The sequence below is a fragment of the Nocardiopsis sp. NPDC055824 genome (genome assembly GCF_053616335.1).
Map to the genome: position 1 here is coordinate 178,623 of NZ_JBSHDN010000001.1, position 14,250 is coordinate 192,872.

The following is a 14,250-nucleotide window of genomic DNA, read 5'->3' on the forward strand; positions in this document are numbered from 1 at the left end:
ACCCTCGCGATGCTCTGTCTCGTGCGGGTGGTGATGGAGGCTCTCAGTCCCAGGAAGGTCGGGAGACATGCCGACACCGAGGGAATGACCGCCTGAGCTGTGCGAACGCGCCACCCGCATGGCCATGCAAGTCTCCGGGACCCGGCCGGCGGCGAAGGGCGATCCCGCACCCCTCCTGTCGGAGTGCACGCCGCGCCCTTGCGAAAGGCCACCCGCCCATGGGCCTCGCCCACAACCGAACCACGTGGCACACACCAGCGAGGCAGTGCCGCGGCAAGCGAGGGCGTGCACGTCCCGGTCACCTGGGGCGCGTGCTGGCGCAACCGCATCGCGGTCACAGTGGTCCCGCGTCATGGCGCCTCCCCGAACAGGTCCCGGGTATTGCCCCCGGGTCAGCTTTGGGGGCGCGCCGGCACCGGACGATTCGGAGTGGAGGCCCTGGTGTCGAACCTCGTACTCGCCAGCGTGCGCTCCGCCAGGGTGATCAGGTCGAGCACATCCCGGGCCAGGTAGGCGGTCGCACCCCGTTCGATCGCCTTGGTCTGGAGGATCCCTGCCTGGCGTAGTTCGTCCAAGGCCGCGCTCGCCGCCGGAAACGAGACCCCGAGGGTCCTCGCCAGGGTCGTCGCCGTGACCACCGGAGCCTCGGGCAGCCGCCCCAGCAGGCGAGCCACGGCCGAATCCGCACGTGGAGCGGCACGCCGCCCGAGGGACTCCCGGTGGGCGGACAGCTGTTCGTTCCACCACGTGCGAAGATCGTCTATCTGTCCGATGAGCGCCACCGACTGTTCAACGGCGATGGCGCATGCCTGGACGAAGGTCTCCAGCCACGCATTGATCGATGCGTTCGCCTCCGCGCTCCCTGGCGGCGCGCCGTGTCGATAGGCGCCGAGCCCGTCGACGTAGCGGTCCCGCAGGGTGGCGAGCACGAGACTGATCGGAAGGATCGCGTCCTCGGTCAGCCCGCGTCGTGCCAGCACCGTGTGGATGAGGGCGCGACCCACCCGCCCGTTGCCATCGGTGAACGGGTGGATCGTCTCGAAGTGGGCGTGGACGACGGCGGCTTGGATCAACGAGGCATGTGCCGCCCCGTTCATGTAGTCGAGGAGATCAGCCATCAACACGGGGACCCGTTCGGGAGCCGGGGGGACGAAGTCGGCTTCGATGGGGTTCCAGTTAGAGCCGCCGATCCAGTTCTGCGCCGTGCGCAGCCCGTGGTGGTGAGGCTGGTCGGGAAGCAGCGATCGGTGGAGTTCGACGATGTGGTCAACCGTCAACGTGTCCGCTTCGACGAGTTCAGTCGTGGAGCGGCGCACGACCGTCATGTTGTTGGCCACGAGTCGGGCCTGTTCACAGACCCCGCGAACGGCTTCTGACTGCCCGAGTTCGGCGAGGGCTACCTGTTGCGCCGACGGTGCAATGCCCTCGATCCGTGAACTGGCGATGGCCTCCGAGCGCAGGAGGAAGCGTGCGATGCCGGCCAGGTTCTCCGCGTTCGGGCCGTTGAGAGCACGAATGCTGCGCTCGACCGTGTTGGCCCTTCGTGAAAGGGCTCCGTCGACCGCCAGGGCGAGGCCGTCTATACCGTCGGGGACGTAGCGCTGGTAGTGCCCGGAGAGCCGTGCGGAGCGCGGCACCCCGGAGCCGACACCGGACTTCCAGTGCGCCCCTTCCCATGTGGCCATCAGCGTTTTCCTTGCATTGAGCCACTATCTATCAAAGGATAACAAGCGAAGCTTTGATGGATGGGTGATTCGTTCAAGGATTCTCCTGGCCATACCGGTCCCGCTCCCGCAAGGACCACGAGTCCGCCCCAGGGTCCATGTGACAACCCTCTGGGTTGGCCCCCTGGACCCCTCGGGAGGGTGCACCGAGCGAACCTTGGGATGGGCCCGGCCATGGCTGGGACAAGCTCGAGGAGGCAGACGATCCCGGGCGAAACCGGTCCTGTTCGCCGGATTCGCCCTTCCATCCCTCAGGACCAGGTTCCGGTACGGAAGTACCACCACCGGGTGCGACCACAGCCCCAGGAGCCGCTCGGTCGCCTCCAACCGAAGAACGATCTCTTCCCGGGCACCTTCGGAGACGATCTCGGTCTCCACGAACGACCCCAGGCCCGTGACCGTGTCCACCGTCACCGACAGCTCCGGCCGCTCAGGGGTGCGGTAACAGGCGCGTGCCTTCTCCACACGGGCCGGTGTCGCGCACGGAATGCCGACCGTCCGCTGACGCTTCGCCCTCCGAACCCATGCCGACCTCCCGGACGCGGGCAGGGTTCCCACACGACCCCGGGTGGAGGTAGCACCGACGCCCAGCGCACACGCCCCGATCCGGATTTGCCTCGTGAAAAGGGCCGCCCCCACGACACAACCGGTTCACCGCATGACCGAACCCGGCCAACCGGGCTCCGCCCCTACCGGACCCGCCGACCCGCTGCTATTCGTTCTCCATGACCTACGATCACCGGTTGGTCCAGACCGCGACTCTCGGCGGGCGCCGTTCCGATGAGCCCGTGTTCCTCCCCATGGAACGACACCTGGCCCTGGGCTTCAGGGATCGGCACCAGGACGCCACCTTCTGGTGCGGCGAGCTGCTCGGCGGTTGCGGTGGTCAAGTAGGGGTCAAGATCTACCGGGAGAAGGTGGCGCACTTCGCGCACCACTCCAGCACCAACCAGTGCACCCGCCAGCACGGTGGGATCGACAGCGCCGACCACCTCTTTGCCGGCAAACAGGTCAACCGCTGGCTCGACGCCCAGGGCCTGCCCCGGCGGAAAGCGCTCTTCGAGGGCGACTTCGAGAACGGCGGCACCTGTGACCGGCTCACCCTGGCGGCCACCGGCAAAGGTCCGGCGATCCTCTTCGAGTTCACCGAGCGCATCGGCCCCGGTGTCCGACGCCTGCTCGACCAAGGGGCCGACATGCCGCAGGCCTGGTTCGTGCGGGACAACACCGAGCTGGTCCACCGGCTCACCCGGTCCGAGGGACACGCCCTCCGTTTCCGCATGCGGACCGAGGGCTTCGAGCGGAAGGTCGATGTCGGAACGACCTCCCTCGACGGCCAGACCTGGTGGCGTCCGATCGAGGAGTGCTCCCTGGAGATGAAGCGGCCCACGGAACCGCCCGCGGTGGCACTGCCCGAGAAAAAGCAGCAGGCCCGGGCCGTGCCGGCCCCACGGTCCTCGGGGGCGCGCACTCCCGGCGAGGTCATGCCTCACCCCTTCATCGGCCGTTTGCGCACAGCCCTGGAGAAACGGAAGTGGCGGGACGTCCGCGAGTACAGCACCCGGCTCAGGCAGATCCTGAACACCAGCGACATCGGCATCACCCGGTACCGGCATGAGGCAGACGATCTGCTGGAGGTGAGCAGGAAGGCTCTGAGAGGACTGCTGCCCAAAACTGTCCTGGTCCCGAAGGCGAAGGAGCGATCCACCGCATTGCGCGCGTCCCAAGAGCACGAGGGCCCGGTCGGCCCTCAGGTGCAGGAGGATCGTGCCCCGTCGCGTGTTCCCCTCGTCCCACGGCAGGGACGGCCGGTTCCTGCGACGGACAAGGCTCCAGGTGAATCGCGGCGGAGCGGGAAACGGAAGCAGCGTGGGAACCCGTCCCCAGCGGTACTCGCGCAGCGCTCCGGGTTCGCCTCCACCGTCGATGAGAACGCCCTGCGTCAGCTCCAGGAACGGTTCAACACCCGACGTCTGTGAGGCCTCGGTCGGCGTGGGCCGGTTACAGCGGTACCTCGGACACGGTTAGGTCCAGGTCTCGGACCATGACCTCGCTGAGCTGACGCAACTGCATCGCGCTCACCTCGGCCCCGCGCAACGACGCCAGCCCCGACAACCCCGACAGGTCGCAGCACCGCAGGTCCGCGCCGACCAGAGAGGTCCCCTGCAGATCCACCCCGAAGGCACAGTCGTCGAAGACCGCATCCCGCAGATCGCACCCCTCGAACACGGTCTCCTTGAACGAGCAGCCCACGAACGCCACATCGCCCACGGCCCGGACCCGGGCCCAGGTGGCGTAGTCGAACTGGCAGCCCTCGAAAACCACATCCCGCAGGGACACCCGCACCAGCGATACCCCCATCAGCCTCGATGCGCGGAACCGGCACCGGTCGACGGCCACGTCCACCAGGCGGTGTGAGGACAGGTCCACCGACCGGAAGTCGGTGTTGGCAACCCTCTCCTCCTCCAGCGGGTTCGGATATGTCCACGAGGCCACCGGGGCCTCGTCGTCGCTGGGCATGAGCACCTTCGCGCCCCGAACTCTGGCGGTCTCCATACTGACTCCCTCACCGTTCTTCCAGTTGTCCCACGTGGAGCGGTTGTCGGACGAGCCTTCGGGGTCGTGGGTCGGGCGCACTCGAGAAATTCGCCGACCCTGGCGGACACTCCCCCTTCTCTTCGGAGCCTCTACCCGCTCAGGGAGCGGATCGCGTTGACCATGCGCCGGAAGGATCGGCTTCGCTCCACCGCCAGGTTCAGGTCCATCACGGCGGTGAACTTCGCCTGGTGGAGGGTCTCCTTGTAGGACTCGTTCATGATGCCGCGCAGCTGAGTCTTGGCGTCGCGCTTGCCTTCAGGGTCCTCGGGAGCCTTCGCGTCATCGTGGACCGAGGGGTGCGAGCGCAGGGATTCTGCGGCGGCCAGAAACCATGCCTCGTACTCATGGCGGGCGATCACGATTTCCACGGGCACGGTGACCAGATCCGGTTCCGGGGCCAAGGACGCAGCAAGTTCGACCGGGCAGGTGATGTCGGAGTCGTCGCCGTCACGAAGCACGAGGACACCTCCGCGGTCTCGAACCCGTGCCGACTGGAACCTGACCGCCTTGGCCAGCTCCTCGGGTTTACGCATCTTCGCCGAATCGAGCCGGAACGGCTGAGCCACCTCAACGTAGGTGCCCATCAGTTCAAGACTGATCCGGTCGATGAGGGTGCGGATCGCAGGCATCTCCCCATGGCCCTCGACGATGGGGGCGATCGTCACCTGCGGCATTCAGTCCCCCTCCGACGGCGGGGAGAGCTGTTCCGGCTCGGGAAGCAACTGGTCGGTGCGGAGCAGTTCGCCCGGGGTGTAGAGGTGTTCGCGCATCGCCATGGCGCCGGCCGTGTCGATCGGGCCGATTCTCGTTTCGCCTCCCACGGAACGGACCGGGCAGAGCTCTTCGATCCCGAAGTCGTCCCGGTCCAGCAGGTCCGGACTGTGGCTGGTGATGATGACCTGCCGTCGTTCGCTGGCGTCGCGCAGGGCGTCCAGAAGAACACCGGCAGCCGCTGGGTGCAGAGCGCTCTCAGGTTCCTCGATCCCGATGGTGCTCAGTGTGTGTCCGGTGTCGGCGAAGAGCGCGACGAGGACTCCCAGAGCACGCAAGGTGCCGTCGGAGACGGACTGGGCCGGAAAACGCCACGGGTTGTCAGAGCCTTGGACGTCCTGGGCGAACTCCAGGGTCTCCCAGTTGCCGAGGTCCTTGCGCGACACCCCGCGCATCCCGGGGACGATGTGCCGCAAGTAGTCCTCGATGCGGCCTTGCGCGGTGTTCTCCAGCCGGTGCAGGACACTCGCGACGTTGGACCCGTCCCTGCGAAGGAATTCCCCCGAGTCCGGTGTCTGGGGATCTCGCATGGCGTCGGGGTTGAGGCTGAAGACGTTGATGCCGACGAGGCCTTCGAAGACCTGCTCGAAGATGCCGATGCCCGCAGCGGAAACCAGGTACAGCCGCTTCTCACTCGAGGGAGGCATGACAGGCTCGGACTGCTCCGTCAGCTTCCCTCCTCGGATCTTGAAGTATCCGTGTCGGGACTCGCCCTCACCGGTGGTGTGGACTCGGCACTCCTCTCGAGTGATCCTGAAACCGCCGCCCTGGACAGCGCCGACCTCGAAGCCGTACGAGCCCGAGAAGTCAGGCCCCCGGAACTCCAGGTCGATACCGAAGTGGTTCGGATGACCGGTGGAACGACGACGCACCTCCGCCACCCCGCCCCGACTGCGCAAGGCCTGGTCGAGCGAAGTCTGGAGAGCTTCGGAGAGCAGCCTCAGCGCGTCGAGGAAGTTGCTCTTGCCCGAGCCGTTGGGGCCCACCAGGAAAAGCAGATCCCCGAACCTGATGTCGGTCTTCGCAATGCTCCTGTAGTGCTTCAATCGCACCCGGGTGAGCGAGAATCGGTTGTCCTGCATGGGTTCAGTCTTTCAGGATCTTGAACTCTGGACGCCACCACGACCCGCGAGGCCGGGCAGCGGAAGCCACCCGGCCTGGGGCGTGTCGAGGGTCAGAGGACGAAGGCGGACAGGTGGTAAGCGAGGGCGCCGACCGCGGCGGCGAGGGTGTAGGCGGTCAGGCGCCAGGCGGCGCGGGCCCGGCGACGGGGCTTGCGGTGGCTGTGCGGTCGGCGGGGCAGGGACGATCGTGTCCGGCGCGGGGCGGGCACCGGTGACGGAGGTCCGTCGTCGGAGGCAGGTCGTGGGCGCGGCACCGAAAGCACGGCCGGGCGTTCCGGCGAGGGTGCGGGAACCGCGGGCCTCTGGGCCAGGCGTGCGTCCTGGATCTCCATCCAGGCGGGCAGGACGCCGTGTTCGAGGCGGTAGGTGACGCGGGGGTTGTCGCGCACCTGGGCGAGAAGCTGCTGTTCGCGTGCGCTGTGACCGGTCGAGACCGCAGAGCGTGGACAGGCCGCGCCGGAGTGGGCGGAGCGCTGTCCCCGAGGTGTGTCCAGGACACGGCGGGCGCGGATGGAGGGTTCGGCGCTCATCAGCACCCCGCCGCAGGGCCGGAGGAGCAGGTGGCGTGGGTGAACTCGGCCCAGACGACCGTGCCCAGCGCGCCGCAAAAGGGGAAGTCGACGACGGCGTGTGTTCCCCACGCCGCGGCGAGGTTGGAGACGAGCAGCAGGCCCCGGCCGCACTCGGCGTCCTCCCACTCCTGGGCGGTGCGCTGCACCGGGATGCGGGGAAGCCCGGCGCTGTCGTCGGGGAGGCCGTCGTCGATGACGGACAGGCGCAGGGTGGTCCCGCGGTCGGTGGCGGCGGGGACGGACAGGGTGCGGACGACCCGGCCGTCGGCACGGCCGGAGCGCGTGTGGGTGACGGCGTTGGCGAACATCTCGCTGCCGCACAGGAGGAGGTCGTCCAGCAGGTCGGGAGCGCTTACGGCGAGTCCGGCCAGGTCGTGGCGGAGGTCCTCGCGAAAGCGCGCGGTGGTGGCGAGGCTCCCGGGGTACAGGCGGGCGTTCCAGGACCGCCCCGGGTAGGCGGACGTGGCGGTCTGCGGCACAATGGCCATGTCAGTGTTTCCTTTGTGAGAAGTGGTTGACGCTGGCCGTGCTCTGGGGGTGCTCCGACCCACCCGCCAGAGCTCATTCATGCCCGGCCAGGGGCACGTGGGGGATGGAACAGGGGCCCGGGAGCATGGCGCTCCGGACGTCGGGGGCCCGGACCTGTCAGTGACCGAACGCGTGCGCCGGAACGTCTCCCGTGGTCAGCGCCCGCAGTTCGGCTTCCGGGAAGGGCTTGCCGGGGGACGGCTGGGACGGCATGGCCGTGCCGGGGCTCGGAGCCGGTGCGGACGGTGAGAGCCGTTCAACGGCCCTCTCCAGGAGCCGGACCGACTCGTGGGCTGGCAGAGCCACTCCCTGGAGGGTCGCGAAGAGGTCGGAGTAGCCCTTGACCTGGACCGCGTCCGTGACGAGGTGGCCGGGGCCACGCGGGTGCGGGGTGTAGGCGAGCGCGTGCCGGGGCGAGAAGGACAGCGTCCAGAACGCGCCGCGCAGGCCGGGGTGGTGGGTGACGTCCTCGCGGATGACGTGGAGGGCGACACGTTCGCGTGTGGTGAGCTCATGCAGGTGTTCGAGCTGGCGCCGTGTGACTCCGGCATCGGCGACGACGCGGGTGAGTGCGGCCTCGTCCACCACGAGCCCGAAGTAGGGCGGTCCGGAACCCGCGGTGTGGTGGCTGCCGATGCGGGGACGGTCCTTGAGCCGACGGTGGTCCTCCAGGAGGCGTTCGATCCGGTCGAGGGCCCCGGAGTAGTCGCCGATGAGGAAGGGTTCGGGAATCACCAGGGGTGCGTAGGCACGCAACTGGAAGACCTGCTCCAGGAGGTCGGCGACGGTCGCGCCCTCCTTGAGCCGCGTGGTGATGTGGGTCTGCGCCCACGCGTCCCAGAGGACCCCCTCGGCGTTGAGCGCCCGATCCAGGCCCATTGCCGTGCGCAGGTCGGGGATCTGATCCTCCTCTTCGATCCGGCTGATCTTTCGGTGGTCGGTGACCAGGTCCGAGCCGACCTGCTGGAGGGAGATCCCGGCGCTCTCACGCGCGGCCCGTACCCGCGCCCCGAACCGGGGCCAGGGGTCAGGAGGCGCAGCATCGGGACCGACGCCACTTGCACGCTTGCGTATCCGCTGTTCAACGGTCATGACAGTCCTCCATGAAGTTTCCGTGTGCTCTCTCATCGCCGAGCCCGACCAACGTCCGTCCGGGCTCCGCTTCCACCCCTAAGCTAGATACCGACCATCAAACTTACAAGGCCTGCATTTAAAGTGGTCCGCATTATGAACACATGTCCTCTTTGGATGCGGTGAGATGATGTCCCCGACCTGCGCCGACCGGCGCGACGTCTTTGGAACGAAGGAGGCTGCCGTGGCCCAGGGCTCCCCCGTCCGCAGGCACTACCTGGTGAGCCAGCTCAAACGGCTGAGAGCTCAGGCCAAGCTGTCTCAGGAACAGGTCGCCGACGAACTGGGCTGGGACACCAGCAAGCTCTACCGAATCGAGAACGGCAGGTTCGTCCGTCTGACGACGGAGGCGGTAGCCGCGCTCTGCCGCCTGTACGGCGCAAGTGATGCCCTTCGGGAAGAGCTGGTGGAGATCGCCAAGGCCGCTCGCAAGCAGAAGCCCTGGTGGTTCCAGCACGAGGACGTAGCGGGAAACGCCTTCTACAGCCTCGAGAACGAGGCCCCCAAGATCCAGCAGTACGCGATGGGCGTCGTTCCGGGACTTCTCCAGCACCCCGACTACATCGAGGCCTTGATGTCACGCGGGTTCGTAGCGGATCCGAAGGAGCGACAAAAGCGCGTCGCAGCCCGGATCGAGCGCTGCACCAGCATCCTGGACCGCGACAACCCGCCCCGGATCTGGGCGATCATCGACGAATCAGCGCTTCGCTGTCTCGTCGGCGGGCCAGAGGTGATGCGAACCCAGTTCCAGCACCTGATGAAGCTGAACAAGCGCCCGAATATCGACATTCAGGTCCTGCTACTGTCCAAGGGAATGGCGCAGCCCTGCGGCTACACCCTGCTGCATCTCGGCGAAACCGACCGGGTCGGATACATCGACGTCCTTCCGAGCGGACACTTCTTCGAAGGCCCCAAGGAGCTGGCCGACCATGAGAGCAGGTTCGAGTACATGCTGGCCGCTGCTCTGCCGTTGGACGACACGCAAGACTTCATCCGCGACCTCGCGGACGACCTGGAGAAGCCCTGATGACTGAGCAGGAAGCCATCGAGACGAGCTTGGTTCACACCGCCCCCTGGCATACCTCCAGCTATAGCGCTGAGCGCGGCGAGTGTGTAGAGGTCTCGGAAGGGCCGGTCACGGGGGTCCGGGACACCAAACACCGCGAACTGGGCGCGCTCTTCTTCACCGTCGGCGAATGGAAAGCTTTCGTAAGCGTCGCTAAGGAGTAGGAGCTGCGGTGATCCAGTGGTTCAAGTCCAGCTACAGCGGAGGGGACAACAACTGCGTTGAGGTAGGGCGCGCCCCGATACCATTCGCACCGACCTCCCCCTGGCGCACCGCGAGCTACAGTGCTACCGAAAGTCACTGTGTCGAGGTTGCCGATCTGAAGGCCGGAGCAGCGATGCGGGACACCAAGAACCGTGAGCTGGGCCTGTTGACCTTCCCTGCCCCCGAGTGGCAGGCCTTCCTCGGCGCCGCGCGGAGAGACCTCCCCTGACACTCCCCCAGAGCATTCGGCCCCGCCTGCCGTAAATCAGCAGGCGGGGTTTCGCGCTCCACGGCTCGGGCTGGAAGGCTCGCACACGACCCCCACCCGGTCAACGGCCCGCTGACGGAGTCGCCCTGTCAGCGGGGGTCGGCCTGTCCGTCGGGTGTTCGTTCCACGGTCGAACAGGCTCACGGCGCTGACAGTGCAGCTCACAGGCCCGAAGGGTGTTCGTGTCAGAACCCCGACTTCTATGCGGTTCCCCCGCATCTTCTCTCTCGGTCGGGGCGGGGGTCGACATCCGGGGTTCGGGGCGGGCGGAGCGGCGGAACCGGTCCTCCTCCGAACGCGGTGTCCGATCGCCGCCGGCACACGCGCGGTCCCTGCGGGCCGGGTGGTGGGATGACGACGACACCGACAGACGGCGTGGCAGTACTGGAGGGCACGTACGCGGCCGGGGCCCGCCACCCGGCGGCGGGCGGCCCGGGCAGGGCCGACTTCGCCGAGCCGACGCCTGCGCTGTCCCGGGGCCGGAGGTCTGAGGGCGCTTTGTCGGCGCACCGTGGCACCCCCTGGGGGCCGGCGCCCGGGTCCGCCACGGCCCCGGGCGCCGACGTCTGGGTGGGGGTCAGTCGAAGTGGCAGCGGGGGTGCGGGACCCGGCCCAGGGGGCGCTTCGGGGGCCGGGGGCAGCGGGTGAGCGCGCGGACGCGGTCGTGTCCGCCGCGGGCCCGGCGGCGGGCGGCCGTCTCCCGTTCGTCGGCGGGGACGGGGGCCGGGGCGGCGGTCTGCGTGGGAGGCGCGCAGGGGGCGAGGAGCACGTGCGGGTTTCCCAGGGCTGCGGTGAGGGCGAGCGCGAGGAACCCGGAGCAGGGGATGAAGAGCGGACGTCGTTGCTCAGGCATACACGAAGCCTGACAACAATCACGCTGGGTCGTGCGCCGATCACAGGAAGAGCCGTGTCCGGTTCAGGCCATGTGGAGGACACATGAACCCCGTCCGACACGGGTAGCGCTTCGGCACCGAGGGCGACAGAACAGTTCCTTTGGGCGTTTTCGACCCCATGACACCCGGAGCGCCCTCCTTCCCGGCTGCACGGACGTGCACCGGCACACACGCGCAACCCAGGTTGACAGTCAAGGTCGCGCAACCTAGGTTGACAGCATGGACGCGGTAGAACTGGCAGCCGTCGCATCGGACACGTCGACCCCCGTACAGGGGCTGCGCGCCGTCGCCTCGTTGCGCGCGGTGGTCGACTCCCTGGAACTGCGGCAGGTCGAGGAGGCTCTGCGCTCGGGCGAGTCGTGGTCCTCCATCGCCGCCGCACTCGGGGTGACCCGTCAGGCCGTCCACAAGAAGTACGGGAAACGGCTGCGTCATATCGAAGCGACCGAAAGAGGACAAGGATGACGAACCCGTCACCGAAGCAGGGTCTGCTCAGCAGGAGTTACGACCGGGCCGCGATCCAGGAGGCCGCGAGCCGTGAGGCGGCGCGCGCGGGCCGGTACGAGGTGGGCTTCGAGCACCTGCTCCTGGGGATACTCGTCAACGGCGGCCCGGGCGCCCGTCTGCTCATGAACGCCGGGGTGAACCTGTCCGAGGGACGCTCGGCGATCGACGGGATCCTCCGCGAGGATCTCGCCCTGCTCGGGATCGACGCGCCCGTGCCGCCCCCCTCAGGTGGTGGGCAGCCAGGGCTCCTTCCGCTCAACCCCCGCCTGGAGGAGATCGAGACCGACTGCCCGTGGAGCGGGGGCGACGCAGCCCTGCTCGCGGCGCTGATCGACGACGAGGGCGGCCGGGTGCGCAGGCTGCTGGACCAGCTGGACGTGGACACCGACAAGTTCCGGCGCGACCTCGACGAGCCGGTGGAGGCCCCCGAGCCGTCCCCGGCGGACGGCTCCCACCTCGACGGTCAGCCGCCCGAGGGGCGGGAGTACACGACCTACGACCTCGAGGTGCCCGTGTCGGCGGAACGGGTCTGGGAGCTGGTCAGCGACCCGGAGCGCCGGAGCGAGTGGGAGCCGTCCGCCGTGTCGTCGCGGCAGCTCGGCGGCGGTGTCGTGGAGCTGACCGCCATGTCGGGGCAGACAAGCCGGGAGTCCGTCACGCACAGCGCCCCCGACCGCGAGGTCACCTGGACGCGGGACCCGGACTCCGAGACCCCCCGCAGGGTCCGGATCGTCGTCGAACCGGTCGGCGACCACGCCCGACTGCACCTGCTCATGGACTGGCCCAACGCCGTGCGGGGCCGGATCGCCAACCGCATGCTCCGGTGGATCAGCCGGAACATGCTGCGGGGCAGTGCCCAGGCCATCGCCCACGCCGCCGCGTCGTAGCGGGGCCGCCGGGCGGAGGACCCCGGTCGGTGCCCGGAGGACCTCCGCCCGTGCCGCTGCGGGTCAGTCCCGGGGCGACGCCTCCGTGGAAGCGGCCTCCTCCGTGCCGGCCGCGTCGCGGGGCGCGCGCCGGGCCCAGTAGGTCGCGACGAGCGCGCCCGACAGGTTGTGCCACACGGAGAAGAGCGCGGCGGGCAGTGCCGCGAGCGGGGCGAAGTGCGCGGTCGCGAGGGCGGCAGCGAGCCCGGAGTTCTGCATGCCCACCTCGACGCTGACCGCGCGCCGGGCGCTCTCGGGCATCCCGCCGACCATGCCGACCAGGTATCCCAGACCCAGGCCGAGGGAGTTGTGCAGCACCACGGCCAGGGCGACGAGGAGTCCGGTGGACAGCACCGCGTCGGCGTTGGCGCCGACCACCGCGGCGACGACGAGGACGATGCCCACGACCGACACCAGCGGCAGGACCGGCAGGATCCTCTCCACGAACCGCTTCGCCGCCATGCGCAGCAGCAGACCGGCGACGACCGGGAAGAGGACCACCTGGAGGATCGACAGGAAGAGGTCGGAGGCCGAGACGGGCAGGGACGACCCTGCCAGGCCCAGCACGAGGAGCGGGGTCACGAACGGGGCGAGCATGGTGGAGATGGAGGTCATCGCCACCGAGAGGGCCACGTCGCCGCGGGCGAGGTAGACGATGACGTTGGAGGCGGTGCCTCCGGGCGCGGAGCCCACCAGGACCATGCCGACGACCAGCAGGGGCGGCAGGCCGAGCGCGTGGGCGATGCCCCAGCCCAGGAGCGGCATGACCGTGTACTGGGCGAGGACGCCGAGGACGACGGCCTTGGGGTGCTTGGCGACGATCGCGAAGTCGACCGGACGCATCGTCAGGCCCATGCCGAACATGATGACGCCGAGGAGCAGGGAGACGTGCGGGGCGACGAGCGCGGCCTGGTCGGGGACCGCGAGGCCCACGGCCGCTCCGGCCAGGACCAGCAGGGCGAACCACCGGCCGACGAAGTCGGCGATGTTCTTGATGACCGTCATCGGACTACTTCCTTGTGTGCCCCGGGGGCGGTGGGTACTGTCCCCGGACGGTTGCCGCCGTTGCCGGTCGGCACCGCGCGGCCATGGTAGTCCGCCGGTGACGCCTGTGTTTCGTCCGGGGTGCCCGCGGACCAGGGACGGGACCCGGGACCGTCCCGTCGCGCACCGCCCGGCTCCGTGGGAACCGCCACAGGGCCGCGGCCCGGATCCCCGTGAGGAACGGCGTTCCCGGGGAAGGGGTCCGGCAGAGGACCCTGCCCCCGGGAGGAACGTGGACGTCGGAACGAGGGAACGACGGTTCGTGTGGAGGCACCGGCACGGCGCCGTGCTCGCCGCGGTGGTGGCGCTCATGGTCGGCGCGTGGGTGGCCCAGAGCGCCCCGAGGCCCCTGCTGTGGGTCGCGGCGGCGGTGGCGGTGGCCGCCCTGTCCTGGTGGGCCGTGGGCCGTGTGCGCAGGGCCCGGGAGAGGCGGGCGCTCGCGCGGACCGACCTGTCGGAGCTGGACCTGATGTCCGGCACGGAGTTCGAGGAGTACGTCGCGGGCCTGATGCGGGTGCACGGCTACACGGCGGTCATCGTGGTCGGCGGGGCCGACGACGGCGGGGCGGACATCACCGCGCGCTCCCCCGGCGGGAGCGAGGTGGTGGTCCAGTGCAAGCGGTGGCGCCACCCCGTGCCCCCGAACGACGTCCGCGCCTTCATCGGGATCCTGAACAGCAGCTTCGAGGGCTACCAGGGGATCTTCGTGGCCTCCAACGGGTTCACCGAGGCCGCGGCCCGCGAGGGCGCGGAGCACATGGTCCTGGTGGACCGGGACGGGCTGGCGCGGTGGATGGGCGGCGTCGAGGTGCCGGAGCCCCGGCGGGCCTGAGCGGCTCGGTCCCCGCGGGCCTGAGCCTCGCGCTCCCCGCCGTCCGCCGGGCACTGCGGGCC

At 69.1% G+C, this 14,250-nt stretch carries 16 protein-coding genes; 7 read left to right on the forward strand and 9 right to left on the reverse strand.

Going from position 1 to position 14,250, the window contains the following annotated elements:
* Nucleotides 1-392 precede the first annotated feature (392 nt).
* Nucleotides 393-1,685 (reverse strand): Fic family protein, encoded by a 1,293-nt coding sequence (locus ACWGL3_RS00710; RefSeq protein ID WP_452460599.1) that lies wholly within the window; start codon nt 1,683-1,685, stop codon nt 393-395.
* A 764-nt stretch (nt 1,686-2,449) separates the two neighbouring features.
* Between ACWGL3_RS00710 and ACWGL3_RS00715 the strand changes: the two genes are divergently transcribed.
* Nucleotides 2,450-3,703 (forward strand): hypothetical protein, encoded by a 1,254-nt coding sequence (locus ACWGL3_RS00715; protein ID WP_452460600.1) that lies wholly within the window; start codon nt 2,450-2,452, stop codon nt 3,701-3,703.
* Between the two features lie 22 nt (nt 3,704-3,725).
* Here ACWGL3_RS00715 and ACWGL3_RS00720 read toward each other — a convergent pair whose 3' ends face one another.
* From ACWGL3_RS00720 to ACWGL3_RS00745, 6 genes are all read right to left on the reverse strand, one after another.
* Nucleotides 3,726-4,280 carry a pentapeptide repeat-containing protein gene (locus tag ACWGL3_RS00720; protein ID WP_452460601.1) on the reverse strand — a complete coding sequence of 185 codons (555 nt, stop codon included), beginning with the start codon at nt 4,278-4,280 and terminating at the stop codon, nt 3,726-3,728.
* A 131-nt stretch (nt 4,281-4,411) separates the two neighbouring features.
* Complete coding sequence (locus ACWGL3_RS00725) at nt 4,412-4,996, reverse strand: DUF4276 family protein (RefSeq protein WP_452460602.1); 585 nt, start codon at nt 4,994-4,996, stop codon at nt 4,412-4,414.
* Nucleotides 4,997-6,175, reverse strand: a complete 1,179-nt coding sequence (locus ACWGL3_RS00730; RefSeq protein ID WP_452460603.1) for an AAA family ATPase — start codon at nt 6,173-6,175, stop codon at nt 4,997-4,999.
* Nucleotides 6,176-6,267: 92 nt separating this feature from the next.
* Nucleotides 6,268-6,747 carry a hypothetical protein gene (locus ACWGL3_RS00735; RefSeq protein WP_452460604.1) on the reverse strand — a complete coding sequence of 160 codons (480 nt, stop codon included), beginning with the start codon at nt 6,745-6,747 and terminating at the stop codon, nt 6,268-6,270.
* On the reverse strand, nt 6,747-7,277 hold the full coding sequence (locus tag ACWGL3_RS00740; protein WP_452460605.1) for an ATP-binding protein: 531 nt from the start codon (nt 7,275-7,277) through the stop codon (nt 6,747-6,749). Before ACWGL3_RS00740 ends, ACWGL3_RS00735 begins: the two co-directional genes overlap by 1 nt.
* A 157-nt stretch (nt 7,278-7,434) precedes the next feature.
* The gene (locus ACWGL3_RS00745; RefSeq protein WP_452460606.1) at nt 7,435-8,409 is read right to left on the reverse strand and encodes a helix-turn-helix domain-containing protein; all 975 of its coding nucleotides are present in this window, start codon (nt 8,407-8,409) and stop codon (nt 7,435-7,437) included.
* Nucleotides 8,410-8,668: 259 nt separating this feature from the next.
* On the opposite strand from ACWGL3_RS00745, the gene ACWGL3_RS00750 reads away from it, so the two are divergent.
* The 3 genes from ACWGL3_RS00750 to ACWGL3_RS00760 are packed head-to-tail and all read left to right on the forward strand — an operon-like array spanning nt 8,669 to nt 9,947.
* Nucleotides 8,669-9,475, forward strand: coding sequence for a helix-turn-helix domain-containing protein (locus ACWGL3_RS00750; RefSeq protein ID WP_452460607.1), 807 nt, complete (start codon nt 8,669-8,671; stop codon nt 9,473-9,475).
* On the forward strand, nt 9,475-9,678 hold the full coding sequence (locus ACWGL3_RS00755) for a DUF397 domain-containing protein (RefSeq protein WP_452460608.1): 204 nt from the start codon (nt 9,475-9,477) through the stop codon (nt 9,676-9,678). The genes ACWGL3_RS00750 and ACWGL3_RS00755 overlap by 1 nt, the downstream gene beginning before the upstream one ends.
* Before the next feature lie 8 nt (nt 9,679-9,686).
* A complete protein-coding gene (locus tag ACWGL3_RS00760) occupies nt 9,687-9,947 on the forward strand; it encodes a DUF397 domain-containing protein (protein ID WP_452460609.1) in 261 nt (86 codons plus the stop codon).
* Nucleotides 9,948-10,563: 616 nt separating this feature from the next.
* Here the strand turns inward: ACWGL3_RS00760 and ACWGL3_RS00765 are convergent.
* On the reverse strand, nt 10,564-10,839 hold the full coding sequence (locus tag ACWGL3_RS00765) for a hypothetical protein (RefSeq protein ID WP_267949258.1): 276 nt from the start codon (nt 10,837-10,839) through the stop codon (nt 10,564-10,566).
* Nucleotides 10,840-11,098: 259 nt separating this feature from the next.
* Here ACWGL3_RS00765 and ACWGL3_RS00770 point away from each other — a divergent pair, with 259 nt between their 5' ends.
* Together ACWGL3_RS00770 and ACWGL3_RS00775 are read left to right on the forward strand one after the other, a co-directional pair.
* Entirely contained in the window at nt 11,099-11,344 is a 246-nt protein-coding gene (locus tag ACWGL3_RS00770) for a hypothetical protein (protein WP_267949257.1), read from the forward strand.
* Nucleotides 11,341-12,273, forward strand: coding sequence for an SRPBCC family protein (locus ACWGL3_RS00775; RefSeq protein WP_267949256.1), 933 nt, complete (start codon nt 11,341-11,343; stop codon nt 12,271-12,273). The genes ACWGL3_RS00770 and ACWGL3_RS00775 overlap by 4 nt, the downstream gene beginning before the upstream one ends.
* 63 nt (nt 12,274-12,336) lie before the next feature.
* On the opposite strand, the gene ACWGL3_RS00780 is transcribed toward ACWGL3_RS00775, so the two are convergent.
* A complete protein-coding gene (locus ACWGL3_RS00780; protein ID WP_267949255.1) occupies nt 12,337-13,317 on the reverse strand; it encodes a bile acid:sodium symporter family protein in 981 nt (326 codons plus the stop codon).
* A gap of 349 nt (nt 13,318-13,666) precedes the next feature.
* Between ACWGL3_RS00780 and ACWGL3_RS00785 the strand changes: the two genes are divergently transcribed.
* Nucleotides 13,667-14,188, forward strand: a complete 522-nt coding sequence (locus tag ACWGL3_RS00785; RefSeq protein WP_452460614.1) for a restriction endonuclease — start codon at nt 13,667-13,669, stop codon at nt 14,186-14,188.
* Nucleotides 14,189-14,250 lie beyond the last annotated feature (62 nt).